The organism is Pandoraea terrigena (assembly GCF_902459705.1).
Taxonomy (GTDB): Bacteria; Pseudomonadota; Gammaproteobacteria; order Burkholderiales; family Burkholderiaceae; genus Pandoraea; species Pandoraea terrigena.
In genome coordinates, this window is sequence record NZ_CABPRU010000017.1 from 1 (window position 1) to 16,225 (window position 16,225).

The following is a 16,225-nucleotide window of genomic DNA, read 5'->3' on the forward strand; positions in this document are numbered from 1 at the left end:
CGCCACTGCCGTCGCTCTTCACGCGAACCTTTACGTTGTAATCCACTACCCGTTTGACCGGTACCAGGATCTTCATGTCAGGACATCCTTCAGGAATCAATAGGATCGGGGCAACTGCAGCACGTGCTCAGCGACATGTCCCAGAACCATGTTGGTCGAAATAGGCGCGACTTGATACAGACGCGTCTCGCGGAACTTGCGCTCGATGTCGTATTCGCAGGCAAAGCCAAACCCACCATGCGTTTGCAGACAGGTATTGGCGGCTTGCCAACTGGCTTTGGCGGCAAGGTACTTGGCCATGTTGGCTTCCACTCCGGCGTTCTGTCGCGCATCGATCCTCTCGCAGGCGCGCCAGCGCATGAGATTCGCGGCTTCCAGTTCGATGAAGCACTCGGCGAGCGGAAACTGAATCCCCTGGTTCTGACCGATCGGGCGACCGAAGACTTTGCGCTCGTTGGCATAGTCGCGCGCTTTCTCGAGGAACCAGTAGCCATCCCCGATGCACTCGGCCGCAATCAGCGTTCGCTCGGCGATCAGGCCGTCGAAGATCACCTTCAGCCCCTTTCCTTCGGCGCCCAACAGCGCGTCCTCCGGCAGTTCGACGTTGTCGAAGAACAGCTCGTTCGTCTCATGATTGACCATGTTGAGAATGGGACGTACCGTCAGGCCACGACCGATGGCCTTGTCCAATTCGACGATGAAGCACGAAAGACCGTCACTCTTCTTCTGCACCTGATCTATCGGCGTGGTACGCGCCAGCAGGATCAGCAGGTCGCTGTGCTGCACGCGCGAAATCCAGACTTTCTGGCCGTTGACGACCCATCGCCCGCCCTTCTTCACCGCCGTGGTCTTGAGCTTCGTCGTATCGCTGCCTGTCGTCGGCTCGGTCACCCCCATCGACTGCACGCGCAATTCGCCTGCCGCAATGCGGGGAAGATAGCGTTGCTTCTGCGCCTCGGTACCACTGAACACAATGGTGTTCATCACGTACATCTGGCCATGGCAGGCGCCCGAGTTTCCCCCGGAGCGATTGATCTCCTCCATGATGACGGAGGCTTCCGCCATCGAGAGGCCCGGCCCGCCATATTCCTGTGGAATCAGCGCAGCCAGCCAACCAGCCTTGGTCAACGCGTTGACGAATTCTTCAGGGTAGCCGCGGGTTTCATCGATCTTTCGATGGTACTCGGCAGGAAAGGTGTGGCACAGGGCGCGAACGGCGTCGCGGATTTCCTGATATTGGTCGGGAGCAGAAAAAATTGAAGTGCTCATAAACTCAGTCCAGTCAGTGGGTTCGATGTCGGCGTAATCGGCGGCGTCCGGAAAGGGTGCGAGGTTCGACGCACTCGGATTCAACTAGATGATTTTCCGGGCCCTCAGATCGGTAATGGCCTTCGCGTCGAGGCCGATGCCCGCCAGAATTTCGTCGGTATGCTCTCCGGTGAGCGGCGGCCTGGTGTGAATCTCCGGCGGCGTGCGCGATAGCGACACGGGCGCGGCAATGAGCGGCACCTTCGTCGGCGCCCCCGGGTAATCGATCCAATGAATCACGTCGGCCGTCTTGATGATTTCATCCTGCAGCGCCTGACGAGGCGAATTGACTGGACCTGCAGGGATGCGCGCCTTCTCCAGGAAATCCTGCGCTTCGGCCAGCGTCTTGTCCGCGCACCATTGGCTCATGACCTCACTCAGAAAGGCGCCATTCTCTCCTCTCAAGGTATCGTCGGCAAAACGGGGATCGTCCAGCAGTTCGGGGCGGCCCACCAGGTCGGTCCAGCGCTTGAACATCGGGCGGCCGATCACCTGCGTGATGAACCACCCATTGCGCGCCTTGAAGATGTCTGAGGGCGCGTACGTCGGCGCACGGTTGCGCATCGCCTCCCGATCAAGTCCGAGCAGCGCCTCCTCGATGAGCGCGCCGCTGGCCATGTTCAATCCGGTGCACAGCAGCGAAGCACTGACCTCCTGCCCCATACCGCTGCGCTGGCGTTCGTAAAGGGCAAGCATGACCCCCAGGGCACAGGAGAGGGCCGTGCCAAAATCAACCACAGGCACCATCGCCTTTTGTGGATGATCCGGCGTTCCCGCGATATGGACAGCACCGCTCAACGCCTGCCCGACACCGTCGAACCCCACGCGATCCCGCACCGACTCGCTGCTGCCGAACGCGCTGGACGCCACAAGGATGATGTCCGGTTTGATGCTGCACAGGCTGTCGTAGTCCAGTCCGAGATTCCTCAACGTACGCGGGGGCACATTGGCGATCACAACGTCGGCTCCGGCCACGAGCTTGCGTACGATGTCACGGCCCTCGGGTGAGTCCAGATCCAGCGTCATCGAGCGCTTGTTGCGATTGACCTGCAAGAACAGCGCCCCCTCGCCCTGCGCCGTCACCGGCATGATGTGGCGGTCTTCGCCACCGCCAGTGCGGTCGATGCGAATGACGTCTGCACCGTAATCGGCCAGCAACGCCGAACAGAAAGGCCCGGCGATGAAACGTCCGAAATCAAGCACCTTGATGCCTTCGAGTACTCTCATTTTCTCTTTCACTTTTGCATCGATCCGACATCGCGTCAGGTACCGATTGTGTTGAATTCCGATTGCAGTTCTTGCGCCATGACCAGCAGACTGGGCCCCAGCTCGCGCTCCACGCGCGCCCGGCTCATCGCCTGACTACCGCCAATGCAGGTCAACACGAAGGGCGCGTTGCCCTCAAGTCGCACGGGGGCGGCGATTACGCCGAGTTCCGGCTCCCATTCGCCAATGGCCGTGCAATATCCCTTCTCGCCAATCTGGGCGATCCCCTCCAATAGCCGGCGGCGTAGGGGCGCCCAATCTCGCGTCATATGCCGCTGCACGTTCTCCAGCAGATAACTACGCTCCAGCTCTGGTAAGGCTGCCAGCAGCGACCACCCCATAGGTGACTGCACAATGCCCACCCGCATCCCAACGTGCAACGGCAACGCCACCCGCGACTCAAGGCCCCGCCGGCATTCCAGCACCACGAGATCCAGACGATCACGCATGGCCAGTCCCACATGCACCCTTTGCTGGTGCGCGAAGGCGGCCATTCGCTCCCCCGCCAACGACTGGAGCGCCGAATGGGCGATGGCGGCGTAGCCCAGACCGAGTACCGCCGGCGAGAGCCGGTACTTGCGCTCCACGCTGTCGCGAATCAGGTAGCCCAGGTGGACGAGCGACTGAGCGATGCGCGCCACGGTCGACGGCGGCAGCCCGGTGCGCAGTGCTAGTTGGCCATTGCCAAACCAGCGCTCTTGCGGCGAGAAAGCGGAAAGCAGTACGAGCGCGCGCTCGACCGGTGAGACAACCGCCAACCCCCGTTTGAGCAACGCATGCGGCCTCTCGACGGGGGCGTTGATGTCGGCGCGAGAGGTCGTCATGGCCGAGTGGGCTCAGGCAATCGGTGCAGCGGCGCGAACTTCGTCGAGCGCGGCGGGATTGTCCAGTGCCGACAGGTCCCCCGGCGGTTGACCGCAATACACGTTGCGGATCACCCGCCGCATGATCTTGGAACTGCGCGTCTTCGGCAGTTGGCCGACGACATGAACACGACCCGGCCGGAACGGACGGCCGAGACGTTTGTCCACGTGCGCCAACACGGCCGCTTCCAGTTCGGGAATGGTCAGAACAGGGTTCGACGTGCGCACGACGAACACCACAAGCTTTTGACCTTTGTCGGCATCTGCCACACCGATAGCTGCCGCTTCGGCCACCTCGGCGAGTTCCAGCACGACCTCTTCGACCTCCGCCGGCCCCAGCCGCTTGCCGGCGACCTTGAGGGTATCGTCGGAGCGTCCCATCATGAAGTAATTGCCGTCGATCGTGCGCAACGCCAGATCGCCATGCACCCAGATGCCGGGAATGGTCTGCCAGTACGTTTCGAGATAACGCTCGTCGTCACGCCAAAATGAGTGCGTCATCCCAACGAAGGGGGCGCGTATCGCCAGTTCGCCCACCTCGCCGGTCACGCTGTTGCCCGACGGATCAACCACGTCGACGGCCACACCGGGCGATACCGTATTGAAGCCGCTGGGCGGTATCGGCCGGATAGGCACGCTCGACAGCAACGCGCCCGATACCTCGGTGCCGCCCGTGTAATTGATGACGGGCGCAGTGCCACCACCGAAGCGATGGTGGAACCAGTTGAAGTGTTCGGGTGCGATACCCTCACCTGCGGTGATGAGCAGGCGAACGGTCGATCGGTTGCCGGCCAGCGCAAGGTCTTCATGGCCCGCCATACCTCGAATGAGCGTGGGCGCCGAGCCGAAGTGCGTGATCCTGTGACGTTCGACCACGCGCGACATGCGCGACCAGTCGGGATAATCCGGGGCTCCGTCGTAGCACACCAGTGTTGCGCCGCGCAACAATGCGCACCCCAACACCAGTGTGCCTGCGATCCAGCCCATATCGGCCGGCCAGCAATAGACGTCGCCGGGTTGCACGTCGAAATGGATCAATGAATCGTGCGCAATCTTGATGGGAAAACTGCCATGCGTGTGGACAACACCCTTGGGCGTTCCCGTGGTTCCCGAGGTGTAAATCACCATGAACGGGGTGTCGGGTGTGACCGAGACGGGCGCAATGACTCGTCCCTCACCCGACGTGGCAACGGCCTGCCAGTCAAGGTCTCTGGCATCCTGAGAAGTGTCCGCTTCGCTGCGCTTCCAGATGACGTGTTCCAACAGCGGCAATTGCACCCACGCATCTCGCACTGCGCCCTGCACGTTCACGCGCTTGGCGCGGCGCAAAAACCCCGTGGAGGCAATGACCATTCGTGCCTGTGCCGCCGACAAGCGCGCGACGATAGCATCGACGCCGAAGCCGCTGAACAACGGTACGACCACAGCCCCCAGATGGACGATCGCCAGCAGCGAAATTGTGGCGCCGACACCGTTCTCCATCAACAGACCGATACGGTCGCCCTGCCTGAGTCCGTGCTGCGCCAGGCCAGCCGCGAAGGCATGCACACGTTGCGCCAACTCGGTATATGTGAGCGTGTCGACACTCCCGTCCTCGCTCTCGCCCACCACAGCCTTCTGTTGCGCCGTAGCCGGATGCTTTCCCCACGCATAAATGGTGTTGACCCAGTTCAGCCGGCCGCCGGGAAACCAGCTCGGAAACTGTGGGCCGCGCGTCAAATCCACGTAGTCCCGGGGCGGTTCGTCCCAGACGAACGCGCACTCGCGCATCACGACATTCCAGTAACGTTCAGGCTCGGTGATCGACACATACAGTAGTGCCTCATACGAGGGCACATCCAGCGCACGCACCAATTTCTCGACGCCGGAGTTTTGCAATTCTCGTGCGCCGGGCTGCCACACGGTGTTGAATTCAGGATGACTCATAGTCTTTCTTTCGCCTTACGCGCGCTCCAGAATCATGGCGATACCCTGTCCGCCGCCAATACACATGGTCTCGAGGCCGTAACGAACACGGCGACGCTGCATCTCATGCAACAATGTGCTCATGATGCGCACACCGGTTGCCCCCACCGGGTGCCCCAGCGAAATGCCCGAGCCATTCACGTTGAGCCGGTCCTCCAGCGCTTCCATCGAACTGCCCCAGCCCTTGACACAGGCAAGCGCCTGGCATGCGAAGGCTTCATTGAGCTCGATCAGATCCATCTGATCGAATGTCAGGCCTGTGCGCGCGAACAGCTTCTGCACCGCAGGCACGGGACCGATACCCATGCGCGCCGGATCGCAGCCGGCGGCCGCCCATCCCACCAGCCAGCCCATAGGCTCCAACCCCAGCTCGTCGAGCTTGTCCTCCGCCACGACCAAGCAGCCGGCGGCCGCGTCGTTCTGCTGACACGCATTGCCCGCCGTCACCACGCCACCGTTCGTCAGCGCACGCAACCGGGCCAGGCTCTCCGGCGTTGTCTCACCGCGCACACCTTCGTCCTGCATGACAATCAGCGCATCGCCCTTGCGCTGCGCAACGCTTACCGGCACGATTTCGGCATCGAAGTGTCCGGCGCGCTGCGCCGACGCCGCGCGTTGCTGGCTGCGTGCCGCAAAGCGATCGGAAGCATCACGCGAAATATCGTACTCGCGGGCCAACGTTTCGGCAGTCTCGATCATGCCGCTTATGCGGCCGAAGCGACTCTCCGGCTGTGAGCGCTCCCGGCCACGGTCGAGCCGGTCGTGGAAGGTGACTGAACCGGCCCGCTTGCCCCAGCGCATATCGGTCGTGTAGTACTCGACATTGCTCATGCTCTCGACGCCACCGGCCATCACCACGTCTGCGGCGCCGGTCTGCACCATCATCGCTGCGGTCGCAACGGCCTGCACACCACTGCCGCAGCGACGATCGAGTTGCATGCCCGCGACCTCGATCGGAAACCCCGCCTGCAGCGCAACCCAGCGCCCGGTGCAAGGCGTCTCCCCGCTCGCGTAACTCTGGGCGAAGACCACATCATCGATGAGCGCCGGGTCCAGTCCGGTACGCGCGACGATGGCCCGCGCTACGGTCGCGCCAAGTTCCTCGACGGGAACGCCCCTCAATGCTCCACCGAAAGCCCCCACAGGGGTGCGTAACGCAGATACGATGGCTGCTCGTTTCATTTCCATGACCTTTTGATCTTCATAGCAAATCTGCTGCCATCGCCAGCCCCCTGGCGCGGGCAACTCCCATCTTGTCACGTAGAAGTTATGTCAGCCGTAGCGGCCCCCTGTCACATGCAGCACTTCGCCACTGATGAAGCCAGCACGTTCGCTGGCGAGGAATGCGACAGCGTCGGCGATATCGTCCGGACGGCCCGCGCGCTTGATAGGCTGCGCGGCGACCGCACGTTCCTTGATAGTTTCGTAGGCCGGCAGCGCCTGTACCATTTCCGTTTCCATGAAGCCGGGGGCAACACAATTCGCAGTGACACCGTAACGCCCCTCCTCCATCGACAACGCGCGGGCCATGCCAATCAGCCCCGCCTTCGCCGCCGAATAGTTAGCCTGGGTGGGATTGCCCAGATAGGCGCGCGAGCTGATGTTGATCAATCGGCCCCACCCCTGATCGATGAAGTGCGGCATAACAGATTTTGCCGCCAGAAACGCCCCCTTGAGCATGACAGTGATGACAAAGTCCCAGTCGTCCTCGCTCATTTTCACCAGATACTTATCGCGGGGCGCGCCGGCGTTGTTCACCAGAATATGTACGCCGCCGAAGTGCGCCACGGTCTCGTCGACGAGGCGTTGCACATCGGCCGCTCGGGTAATATCCCCCGCGATGCAATGTGCGCTCAGGCCTTCGCGCTGCAACGCGGCAGTGGTGGCCTGCGCCATGTCGGCATTGATATCGGTGATCACGACCTTCGCGCCCTCCTGCGCGAGCCGTCGCGCCGTCGCTGCGCCAAGCCCGCGCGCCGAGCCGGTCACAATCGCGACCTTGCCAGTCAAACCCAGATCCATCGGTGTCTCCTGAAAAAATTCGGTGTCAGCGCAGATCTACCCGCGCGTGATTCAGTACGACGACGTTGCGCTCCACCGCCGTCACCCGCAGCGACACTTCCGCGCCGCGCACCCACATCTGCGTGCGTAGCGTATCGCCGGGCCACACTGGCCCGGTGAATCGCACACGCATGCCAGCAAAGCGCGAGTCGTCGTAATCGATCACGGCGCGAAGCACCGCATGTGCCGCCACGCCCATCAGAGCCATACCATGCAGGATGGGACGCGCGAATCCTGCCGCGGCAGCCACCGCCGGATCGGCATGCAACGGGTTCAGATCACCGCTTAGTCGGTAGATCAGCGCCAGTTGTGCCGGCGTCGAGAGCTCGCACACATGATCGGGCTCGCCGTCGGGCATGGCGTGAGGCGCCGGTGGCACACCATCGCTGCCGCCGTCGCCGAAACCGCCGTCACCACGCAACAAGCTCAGTTGCACGACCGTCGCCAATGGCCGGCCAGTACCGGCATCGGTGATTTCCCGGGTCTGCTGCAAAAAGGCGCCTTTGTCATGCCCCCTGTCCCAGAGGCCGGTAATGCGAGTTGCCCCAGTGACCGTGCCGCTGACCGGAAGCGGTGCGTTGAGGCGAATTTCCTGCTCGGCATGCACGATCTTCTGCCACGTGATGCCGGTATCGGGTTCGCGCGCCCAGAAGCCCGGATACGCCATCACGTTCGCCATCGTCGGCATGGCACGCAGCGACTCACCGTCTCTGCCCTCGTAGACGTAACGCAACTGCGCCGGATCGAGCGGGTCTTCTCCCAGCCCCAGACCGAGCGCATAAAGCTGCGTGTCGCGCTGAGAATACGCATGATCGAGGCGGGGGAACTGACGGGCTAACAAGTGGGTCGGGTTGATGGCCATGGCCAGAATGACGGCGGTTGAATCGAGCCCTCACGATGAAACCGGCGGGGTTTCGCGTCAACGGATATGCGGGCGTCGTTCCGTACGTTGGCAAAGGCCTGTACGCCGTTGGGCAGCCCGCCACAAATCCCGGGCTGGATATCCCATTTCCAACATTCGGAACAATCCGTGCAAACCGTTTGCTTCGCGTTGGCACGCAGCGCAGGATCACTGCATCCTCATTTGCTTCCCGGCACACCGACATGATTCGCGATCAAGAAATCCTCAACGGCCTACTCGACACCATTGCACGCTTCGTAGGTGAGCGCCTCATCCCCAATGAGGAACAGGTCGCGGAAACCGATGAAATTCCCGATGACATCGTGGCCGACATGAAAGCCATGGGGCTGTTCGGCCTCACCATTCCCGAGGCGTTTGGCGGGCTGGAATTGACCATGGAGGAGGAGGTTCTCGTGGTGTTCGAGCTGTGCCGCGCCTCGCCCGTATTTCGCTCGATGGTTGGCACCACGGTCGGCATTGGCTCGCAGGGCATTCTGTTCGACGGCACTCCCGAACAGCAGGAAAAGTATCTCCCACGTCTGGCCACTGGGGAACTCACCGCGTCGTTTGCCTTGACCGAGCCCGAAGCAGGCTCCGATGCGTCCTCGTTGCGCACGACCGCGATCCGCGAGGGTGACGACTATGTCGTCAACGGTACCAAGCGCTTCATCACCAATGCGCCGCATGCGAGCGTCTTCACGCTCATGGCCCGCACCGATCCGGAGGACAAGAGCGCAAGCGGCATCTCGGCCTTCATCGTCGACGCTCAAACCCCCGGCATCAGCTTCGGAAAGCGCGATCAGAAAATGGGACAGAAAGGGGCGCATACGTGCGACGTGATCTTTGAAAATGTACGAGTGCCCGCAGCCAACCTCATTGGCGGCAAAGAGGGGCAGGGCTTCAAGACCGCGATGAAGGTGTTGGACAAGGGTCGTATACACATCGCGGCCGTTTGCGTGGCGGTCGCAGAACGCATGCTGTCGATGGCGCTGTCCTACGCCATGGAGCGCAAGCAGTTCGGCAAGTCCATCGCGGAGTTCCAGCTCGTACAGGCCATGCTCGCCGACAGCAAAGCCGAGATCTACGCGGCGCGCAGCATGGTGCTGGACGCTGCCCGCAGGCGCGACGCCAAGCTCCCCGTGAGTACCGAGGCCTCGTGCGCCAAGCTTTTCGCCTCTGAGATGTGCGGCCGTGTCGCCGACCGGGCGGTACAGATCTTCGGCGGGGCGGGTTACATGGCCGAGTACAGCATCGAACGCTTTTACCGTGATGTACGCCTTTTCCGGATCTACGAGGGCACGACGCAGATTCAACAGTTGGTCATCGCCCGGAACATGATTCGCGAGGCGAAATAGGCCCGCACCGCAGTCTGGCGTATCGCCGTTTCGCGGCAGGGCCAAGACCGCTACGGCCACGCAGGCGCCGGAGTAGCGGTCGATTCAAAGGCGAAGCGGCTTCGTGTGGCGACGGTTCCGGCCTGACAGGAAACGCGTAAACCACAATCGACTCTGACAGACGTTTTGCACTCTAATGAACGTCGGTTTGGTGAAAGTGTTTCGTTAAGGTGACGGTATGCATCGTTCATTTTCTCCCTTTGATGGTACCCCGCCCCGCGTGAAGGCGGCCGCCGATCGGCCGGTGGTCACGCCGTTCGCCCGCGCGCTGGACATCCTGAATGCCTTCACGCCCGATGATCGCTGGCTTTGCAACGGTGATCTCGCCGCGAGGGCGCACCTGCCCGCGTCGACCGTGACGCGCCTCACGCGCACGCTGGTCGCACTGGGGTATCTGCGCTGCGATGCGAGCAAGCGCAGGTTCCGGCTGGGGTCTTCCGCGTTGGCGTTGGGCTACCGCGCCGCAGCGCAAATCGAGCTTCGCGAGATCGGTAATTCAGCGCATCAACGCATGCGGTCGTTTGCAGATTGTCACCACGTACATGTTCATCTCTGCGCGCGCAATCGTCTGGACCTGGTCGTCATCGACAGTTGCTGCACTAGCACGATCCCCGAATCGCTTCAGCCCGCCATTGGTACGCGGCTGGCACTCGCATCTTCCGCTGCCGGCTGGGCGCTTCTGGCCAGTCTCCCCGACGAAGAGCGCGACTATCTGCTGCAAAGTGCGGAGCAGCAACCAGAGGGCGAATGGAGCGAGACGTGGGGACATCTTCGGCATCGCTCGTACGAGGCCATCGGGCAGGTTCGCCACGGCGGATTCTGTGTCGCGCTCGGCAAGTCCGGGCAACCGATGACCATGGTGGCGGCGCCGATCCAACTGCCCGGCGAAGCGCCGCTTGCCGTGAGCTGTATGGCACCGTCCATGCTCATCGGCCGCGAGCGCAGCTTGCATGAACTCGGACCGGCGCTGGTGCGTATGGCACAGGACATTCAACACTCGAGAGCCCTGTCATGATCTCGTCCAACGATTGCGACCGCGACATCTCCACCCTGATGACCGTAGAGCGCGGCCTGAAGGTGCTACGCGCCTTCCGTTCGAATCGAGCGCCACTGACGAACGCCGAACTAGTATTGCGCACCGGGCTTCCCAAGGCGACGGTCTCCCGGCTAACGTCGACACTGGTACAAGCGGGGTTTCTCAGGTTGGTACCCGGCAAGCGAGGATTCGAATTGTCGACGGGCGCGCTGGGTATCGGTCACGCGTACCTCGCCACCAACGATCTGTTGAATGAGGCAAGACCGCTGCTACAGGAATTGGCCGACCGCCTCGATGTTTCCGTGGCCCTCGGGATACAGGACGGGGTCGAAATGCTCTACGTCGATTACCGAGTCAGCCGCAAGGTGGCAACCCTGCGTCTCGGCGTGGGGTCGGTGCTGCCCATGAGTACGACATCGATCGGGCGCGCTTATCTTTGGGGATTGCCCGAACCTGAGCAGCTATCGCTAATCGAGGAGCACAAGCGTCTGGCCGGTCCGCAGGCGGAAGCGCTGGAGAGTGCCATTCATGCATCGTTCCGCGAATTGGAAACTACTGGAACGTGTGCTGTTCTCGCGGGATTTCAGCGCAACACCTACGGCGTTTCACTGCCCGTATGTCTCGGCCAAAATAGAACACTCATGGCGATGAGCTGTGGCAAAGCGGATGTCGATCTGGATCTGAAGTCCGTTCGGGAACATATCGCGCCTGCGCTCACGGAGACTGCCGAACGCCTTCAGGCGCAACTAGCGAACTCCAGTTACTGCCTATAACGGCAAATGATCTGGGCTGGGAGGGGTGCCAGATCGAATGGTAATGGTGCGATCCCCTTTCCTCCCGCTCCCGGTAGCGATGGATACCGTCATACCCTCAGACCATCATCGCGCCGCAGTGGCGCAGCATCTCATGTGCCTGTCGCTCGAGATCAGCGCGATGCGACGGTGCCGCAATGTCCAGCATTCGTCGCACTCGGTGCGATAGCGGCTGACCGCGTAAGTCCGCCACCCCGTATTCGGTCACGATCAGCCCGGCGTCACTTCGTGGCGTGCTGACGGGCCCTGACAATTGCGCAACGATCCGCGTCGCCCCCTTGGCCACGGCGGGTAACGCCACAATGGGCAAGCCGCCCTTGCTGCGCGCGGCGCCTCGCAGAAAATCGACGGCACCGCCCACTGCGCCCATATAGACGCCTCCCGCCACCTCGGCATTGATCTGCCCCGTCAGATCCACTTCGACGGCCGAGTTGATCGCGACGAGCTGATTCAGGCTAGCGAGCACTTCCGGGCTGTGAGTGTAGTCCGTGCCGCGCAACGCCAGAGCCGGGTTGCAATGCGCCCACCGGCGCAGGTGCTCCCCGCCCAACAAGATGCCGGCGATACCCACCCCCACATCGCGGCCCTTGCACAAGTTGGTCAGCACGCCGGCCTCGGCCAACCGCGCAATGCCGTCGCTCGCAGCGCCGCTATGGAGCCCCAGATCACGCCGGTCGTACAGCGCAGAGAGCACTGCTTCTGGAATCTTGCCGATGCCGACCTGGAGTGTCGCTCCGTCTTGCACCAGTACGGCAATGTTGCTGGCGATGGCCTTTTCGACGGGGCCGGGTACAGCATGTTCGATGTCCAGGGGGGCATGTCTGGACTCAATCAGCATATCGAAGTCGCTAGCCCGCAGAGACACGCTTCCATGAGTCCAAGGCACCCGCGGATTGATCTCGCCAATCACCACTCGCGCGCTCTCCAGCGCAGCGCACAGATACTCGTGGACCAGCCCCAAACTGTAGCGCCCCGCTTCGTCGGGAGGGGACACCTGCAACAACACGACGTCGGCAGGAAGCACGCCCGTGTGTATCAGCCCCGGCAAGTGCGAGTAGTGGCTCGGCACGATGTCAAGCACGCCGGCACTGGCCAGTGCCCGATGTGGACCGCTCGCGGCATAGCCGAAGAAGTCGATGACATCAGCGTGAGCCGGCTCCAGCGTATCGGAGCCGCCAATGCCGACGAATACCTTCAGCCGGCCGCCCTTTGCCAACGTGCGACGGTGGCGGATCAACGTGCGGGTCAACGTGAGCGGCTCTGCAGTGGCCTGCCCCCACCAGAGGGCATCGCCGGCCCGTAGAAGGCTTTGCAGCCCATCGACCGTGGAATCCACGTCGGTGACGGTCATGGTGTCGTTCAGCGGCATCACAAACCCAGATAAGCCTTCTTGATGTCCGGATCGTGCAGAAAGATGTCCGAACGACCGTGTTTGACGACTGCCCCCGACTCGAGCACGTAGCTATAGCGACTTACGCGCAGCGCAACTTCGGCATTTTGCTCGACCAGAAGGACGGTCACTCCCTGCCGGTTGATGTCACGAACAACGCTGCTGATCACATTCACGAAAGCCGGCGCGAGACCGATAGTCGGCTCGTCGAGCAACAGCACACTCGGCGCGCTCATCAACGCCCGCGCCACCGCTACCATTTGTTGCTGCCCGCCACTCAGCGAATTGGCCGGACTGGGCAGCTTGACTTCGAGATCCGGGAAATAGTGAAGGCACCTATCGAATAGCTCGCGCTTCTTTTTCGCGTCGTCGATCCGATAGGCCCCCATCTCGAGGTTCTCGCGCACAGTCATGCTGCCGAACAGCCGCCTGCCTTCGGGTACCAGCGCAATGCCATGCTCCAAAATGTCGTTGGGCTGCTGATTGGTCAGCACCTTCGAGCGATAGACGATGTCGCCCGCCCGGGCCTTGACCAGTCCAGTAATCGCCTTGATCAGCGTGGACTTCCCCGCACCGTTGGCCCCGATGAGACTCACGATGCTGCCCTCCTCGATCTGAAGGCTGACGTCTGTGATCGCCGGCACCGCGCCGTAGAGCACCGACAGATTGCGCACGACGAGCGAATTGTCAGATGTCATGGGCTTCCCCCAGATAGGCCTTCAACACGACATCGCTCGTCTTCACGGTGTCAGGCGTGCCGGTAAAGATGATCTCGCCGTGATGCAATACGTAGATCCGGTCGCAAATGCTCATGACCGCGCGCATGTTGTGCTCCACCAGCAAGATGGACATGCGGTGAGTGGACGTGAGTTGCCGGTAGACATCGAGTGTGCCCGCCACCTCGGTCTGGTTCAGACCTGTGAGTGGCTCGTCGAAGCAGATCAATGCCGGCCGTGCAGCAAAGGCAATTGCCATACTGAGCAGTCGCTGCAGACCGTGAGGCAGATTCCTGGCGATGTCTGTCTCGTGCCCGGCCAGGCCAAACAGCCCAATGGCATCATCGATATTCCGGCGCCGATCGGCCGTCTTGACGCGACCACTGCGGATACCGCCGAGACAACCGATCAGAACGTTGTCGTGAACCGTCATCGAAGGGAGATAGCTGCCGTGCTGGAAGGTGCGCACCAGCCCCTGTTTGCTGACCTGCTCCGGCACTGCACCCGACATGTCCACGCCGCGGATAGTCAGGCGCCCTGCGGTTGGCTTGAGAAACCCGGAGAGCAAATTGAACGTGGTGCTTTTACCTGCACCATTCGGTCCGATCAGCCCCACGATCTCGCCCTCGGCGATCTCGATATCTACGCCCGAGACCGCGAGCAGACCTTTGAATTGCTTTGATAGACGCTGCCCGGTGAGCAGCGTTGATTCATTGTCCATGACTCTCTCTCCTTAGGGCCTCTTGACCATTGCCGTCTGCCCCACCAGCCCCTTGGGCATGAACAGCACCGACACGATGATCGCTAAGCCATAAAGGATGTGTTCGGTGCCACCCAGACTTTGCGCGTAGCTGGCAATGCCGACGAGCAATACGGCACCGACAATGGGCCCAAGCGGACTGTCTTCGCCGCCGACCTTCAGGTATGCCAACGCGAATATGGAAAGCATGAAGCCGAAATCCAATGGACTGATCACGTTGTTGGCATAAGCATGTAGCGCCCCGGCAAGTCCAGCGACAGCCGAGCCGATGGCAAAGCACAGCACTTTCGCCGCGAAGACGCGGATGCCCACACTACGCACCACATTCTCGTTGTCGCGGATAGCAACAAATATTTTGCCGAGATGGGAGCGTTCGATGAAAAGGAGCGCCACGATCAGTGCGAAACACAGAACCGTTGCAAAGTACGGGAAGTACGGATCGAGCCAGGCCGGCGGGAAAATGCCGACCATTCCCGAATTGCCTCCCAGTGCGTCGGAGCGGGTGTAGAGAATGCGCAGCGCCTCGGTGAACGCGAAGCCCACCAACAGAAAGTACGGGCCGCGCACTCGAAGGGTGATGCAACCGAATATCACACTTATCACGAGCGCGAGCAGACTACCGAGCAACAGCGTCACCACGAATGGCAGCTCCGTGTGCGTGACGACATATCCCGTGAAATACGCCCCGAGCCCGAAGAACGCGGCCGTGGCGAAGTTCAACTCGCCGATCAGCAGCACGAACCTCAGGCTGGTCGCCATCACGGCGGCAATGCTCATCCACACCGCCAGATTCCCCATGTAGCCGCTGCCGAACGCCGTACAGCAAAGCAGCACGGCGGCACTAAGCAGAATTCCTGCCAGATCCATGTGCTTAGTCATTTCCGAAAAAACCCTGTGGCTTGATCAGCAACACCACCATCACAATGACGAAAATCGTCAGGCTGGCTACCGATGAATCGAAGTAAAAGCCGATAAACGACTCGATGAGCGCGATCAGTACACTGCCAAAGATGGCGCCGACGATACTGCCCATCCCGCCCACCACCACGGCAATGAACCCTTTAACGAGATAGGAGTCTCCAAGCGTGGGCGTAACAGCGGCCATCGGCGCGATCAGCATCCCGGCGACGGCGGCAACGCCGGTGGCAATCAGGAAGCCGTAGAGCGCGATCTTGCGATAGGCAATGCCCTGCAGCATCGCGGCTTCGTGATCGATCGACACCGCGCGGAGTGCCTTGCCGAATTTGGTGCGATTCAACAGCGTGATGATCACGGCGGTCAGCACCATGGCGAACATGAACAGCACGAGGCGCTGGCTCGACACCGTAAGGCCCAGCATCTCGACATCGCCGTCGATCAGTGCCGGCACCGGACGCACGGCGCCGCCGAAGCCTTCGAGCATGACGCCCTCGACGAACAGCACCAGCCCGGACGACAGAATGAACGAGCCGATCATGTCGCGCTCAAGCCGTTTGAAGCCGAACTGGTAGATCACCAGTCCCGCCATCAAACAAGCCGCCAGCCCGGCTACCGACGCCAACAGATAGACGCCGTAGGGGTTGCCGATTCGCGGGGACAGCCAATTCAGCGCCAGTGACAACACCAATGCGGCAAAGGTGAAGAACTGACCGTGGGCGAAGTTCACGACCTTCAATACGCCGAAGATGATCGTGAGGCCCAACGAAAACAGGATATAGACCGAGCTGATCTGCAGCGCGGTGAAAAGCAGTTGTAGATTGTCCTGCATGGTGAT

At 61.6% G+C, this 16,225-nt stretch carries 15 protein-coding genes and 1 pseudogene; 3 read left to right on the forward strand and 13 right to left on the reverse strand.

Annotation, left to right across the window (positions count from 1 at the left end; genetic code table 11):
- The 8 genes and pseudogenes from PTE31013_RS23250 to PTE31013_RS23285 all read right to left on the reverse strand — a co-directional run.
- Nucleotides 1-76: pseudogene (locus PTE31013_RS23250) on the reverse strand (electron transfer flavoprotein subunit beta/FixA family protein); the annotation flags it as partial.
- A 20-nt stretch (nt 77-96) separates the two neighbouring features.
- The gene (locus PTE31013_RS23255; RefSeq protein WP_150615019.1) at nt 97-1,269 is read right to left on the reverse strand and encodes an acyl-CoA dehydrogenase family protein; all 1,173 of its coding nucleotides are present in this window, start codon (nt 1,267-1,269) and stop codon (nt 97-99) included.
- Between the two features lie 84 nt (nt 1,270-1,353).
- Nucleotides 1,354-2,535: a CaiB/BaiF CoA transferase family protein gene (locus PTE31013_RS23260; protein ID WP_150615020.1), complete on the reverse strand. Its 1,182-nt coding sequence runs from the start codon at nt 2,533-2,535 to the stop codon at nt 1,354-1,356.
- A gap of 35 nt (nt 2,536-2,570) precedes the next feature.
- The gene (locus tag PTE31013_RS23265) at nt 2,571-3,398 is read right to left on the reverse strand and encodes an IclR family transcriptional regulator (RefSeq protein ID WP_150615021.1); all 828 of its coding nucleotides are present in this window, start codon (nt 3,396-3,398) and stop codon (nt 2,571-2,573) included.
- 12 nt (nt 3,399-3,410) lie between these two features.
- Nucleotides 3,411-5,363 carry an AMP-binding protein gene (locus PTE31013_RS23270; RefSeq protein WP_150615022.1) on the reverse strand — a complete coding sequence of 651 codons (1,953 nt, stop codon included), beginning with the start codon at nt 5,361-5,363 and terminating at the stop codon, nt 3,411-3,413.
- A gap of 15 nt (nt 5,364-5,378) precedes the next feature.
- Nucleotides 5,379-6,584: an acetyl-CoA C-acetyltransferase gene (locus PTE31013_RS23275; RefSeq protein ID WP_150615083.1), complete on the reverse strand. Its 1,206-nt coding sequence runs from the start codon at nt 6,582-6,584 to the stop codon at nt 5,379-5,381.
- 90 nt (nt 6,585-6,674) lie between these two features.
- On the reverse strand, nt 6,675-7,424 hold the full coding sequence (locus tag PTE31013_RS23280) for an SDR family NAD(P)-dependent oxidoreductase (RefSeq protein WP_150615023.1): 750 nt from the start codon (nt 7,422-7,424) through the stop codon (nt 6,675-6,677).
- A 25-nt stretch (nt 7,425-7,449) separates the two neighbouring features.
- On the reverse strand, nt 7,450-8,325 hold the full coding sequence (locus PTE31013_RS23285; RefSeq protein WP_150615024.1) for a MaoC family dehydratase: 876 nt from the start codon (nt 8,323-8,325) through the stop codon (nt 7,450-7,452).
- Nucleotides 8,326-8,567: 242 nt separating this feature from the next.
- On the opposite strand from PTE31013_RS23285, the gene PTE31013_RS23290 reads away from it, so the two are divergent.
- From PTE31013_RS23290 to PTE31013_RS23300, 3 genes are all read left to right on the forward strand, one after another.
- Nucleotides 8,568-9,719: an acyl-CoA dehydrogenase family protein gene (locus tag PTE31013_RS23290; protein ID WP_150615084.1), complete on the forward strand. Its 1,152-nt coding sequence runs from the start codon at nt 8,568-8,570 to the stop codon at nt 9,717-9,719.
- Nucleotides 9,720-9,936: 217 nt separating this feature from the next.
- Nucleotides 9,937-10,773, forward strand: a complete 837-nt coding sequence (locus PTE31013_RS23295; RefSeq protein ID WP_150615025.1) for an IclR family transcriptional regulator — start codon at nt 9,937-9,939, stop codon at nt 10,771-10,773.
- Entirely contained in the window at nt 10,770-11,567 is a 798-nt protein-coding gene (locus tag PTE31013_RS23300) for an IclR family transcriptional regulator (protein WP_150615026.1), read from the forward strand. The genes PTE31013_RS23295 and PTE31013_RS23300 overlap by 4 nt, the downstream gene beginning before the upstream one ends.
- Nucleotides 11,568-11,664: 97 nt before the next feature.
- Here PTE31013_RS23300 and PTE31013_RS23305 read toward each other — a convergent pair whose 3' ends face one another.
- The 5 genes from PTE31013_RS23305 to PTE31013_RS23325 are packed head-to-tail and all read right to left on the reverse strand — an operon-like array spanning nt 11,665 to nt 16,219.
- Nucleotides 11,665-12,957 (reverse strand): acetyl-CoA hydrolase/transferase family protein, encoded by a 1,293-nt coding sequence (locus tag PTE31013_RS23305; protein ID WP_150615027.1) that lies wholly within the window; start codon nt 12,955-12,957, stop codon nt 11,665-11,667.
- 17 nt (nt 12,958-12,974) lie between these two features.
- Nucleotides 12,975-13,694 carry an ABC transporter ATP-binding protein gene (locus PTE31013_RS23310; protein WP_150615028.1) on the reverse strand — a complete coding sequence of 240 codons (720 nt, stop codon included), beginning with the start codon at nt 13,692-13,694 and terminating at the stop codon, nt 12,975-12,977.
- Nucleotides 13,684-14,433: an ABC transporter ATP-binding protein gene (locus PTE31013_RS23315; RefSeq protein WP_150615029.1), complete on the reverse strand. Its 750-nt coding sequence runs from the start codon at nt 14,431-14,433 to the stop codon at nt 13,684-13,686. The genes PTE31013_RS23310 and PTE31013_RS23315 overlap by 11 nt, the downstream gene beginning before the upstream one ends.
- Before the next feature lie 12 nt (nt 14,434-14,445).
- Nucleotides 14,446-15,339, reverse strand: a complete 894-nt coding sequence (locus PTE31013_RS23320; RefSeq protein WP_246174876.1) for a branched-chain amino acid ABC transporter permease — start codon at nt 15,337-15,339, stop codon at nt 14,446-14,448.
- 4 nt (nt 15,340-15,343) lie between these two features.
- Nucleotides 15,344-16,219 (reverse strand): branched-chain amino acid ABC transporter permease, encoded by an 876-nt coding sequence (locus tag PTE31013_RS23325; protein ID WP_150615031.1) that lies wholly within the window; start codon nt 16,217-16,219, stop codon nt 15,344-15,346.
- Nucleotides 16,220-16,225: the final 6 nt, after the last annotated feature.

What these genes read in the sequence shown, in the direction of transcription:
- PTE31013_RS23255 (WP_150615019.1), bottom strand. Translation starts at nt 1,269, where the DNA reads ATGAGCACTTCAATTTTTTCTGCTCCCGACCAATATCAGGAAATCCGC.
- PTE31013_RS23260 (WP_150615020.1), bottom strand. Translation starts at nt 2,535, where the DNA reads ATGAGAGTACTCGAAGGCATCAAGGTGCTTGATTTCGGACGTTTCATC.
- PTE31013_RS23265 (WP_150615021.1), bottom strand. Translation starts at nt 3,398, where the DNA reads ATGACGACCTCTCGCGCCGACATCAACGCCCCCGTCGAGAGGCCGCAT.
- PTE31013_RS23270 (WP_150615022.1), bottom strand. Translation starts at nt 5,363, where the DNA reads ATGAGTCATCCTGAATTCAACACCGTGTGGCAGCCCGGCGCACGAGAA.
- PTE31013_RS23275 (WP_150615083.1), bottom strand. Translation starts at nt 6,584, where the DNA reads ATGAAACGAGCAGCCATCGTATCTGCGTTACGCACCCCTGTGGGGGCT.
- PTE31013_RS23280 (WP_150615023.1), bottom strand. Translation starts at nt 7,424, where the DNA reads ATGGATCTGGGTTTGACTGGCAAGGTCGCGATTGTGACCGGCTCGGCG.
- PTE31013_RS23285 (WP_150615024.1), bottom strand. Translation starts at nt 8,325, where the DNA reads ATGGCCATCAACCCGACCCACTTGTTAGCCCGTCAGTTCCCCCGCCTC.
- PTE31013_RS23290 (WP_150615084.1), top strand. Translation starts at nt 8,568, where the DNA reads ATGATTCGCGATCAAGAAATCCTCAACGGCCTACTCGACACCATTGCA.
- PTE31013_RS23295 (WP_150615025.1), top strand. Translation starts at nt 9,937, where the DNA reads ATGCATCGTTCATTTTCTCCCTTTGATGGTACCCCGCCCCGCGTGAAG.
- PTE31013_RS23300 (WP_150615026.1), top strand. Translation starts at nt 10,770, where the DNA reads ATGATCTCGTCCAACGATTGCGACCGCGACATCTCCACCCTGATGACC.
- PTE31013_RS23305 (WP_150615027.1), bottom strand. Translation starts at nt 12,957, where the DNA reads ATGACCGTCACCGACGTGGATTCCACGGTCGATGGGCTGCAAAGCCTT.
- PTE31013_RS23310 (WP_150615028.1), bottom strand. Translation starts at nt 13,694, where the DNA reads ATGACATCTGACAATTCGCTCGTCGTGCGCAATCTGTCGGTGCTCTAC.
- PTE31013_RS23315 (WP_150615029.1), bottom strand. Translation starts at nt 14,433, where the DNA reads ATGGACAATGAATCAACGCTGCTCACCGGGCAGCGTCTATCAAAGCAA.
- PTE31013_RS23320 (WP_246174876.1), bottom strand. Translation starts at nt 15,339, where the DNA reads ATGGATCTGGCAGGAATTCTGCTTAGTGCCGCCGTGCTGCTTTGCTGT.
- PTE31013_RS23325 (WP_150615031.1), bottom strand. Translation starts at nt 16,219, where the DNA reads ATGCAGGACAATCTACAACTGCTTTTCACCGCGCTGCAGATCAGCTCG.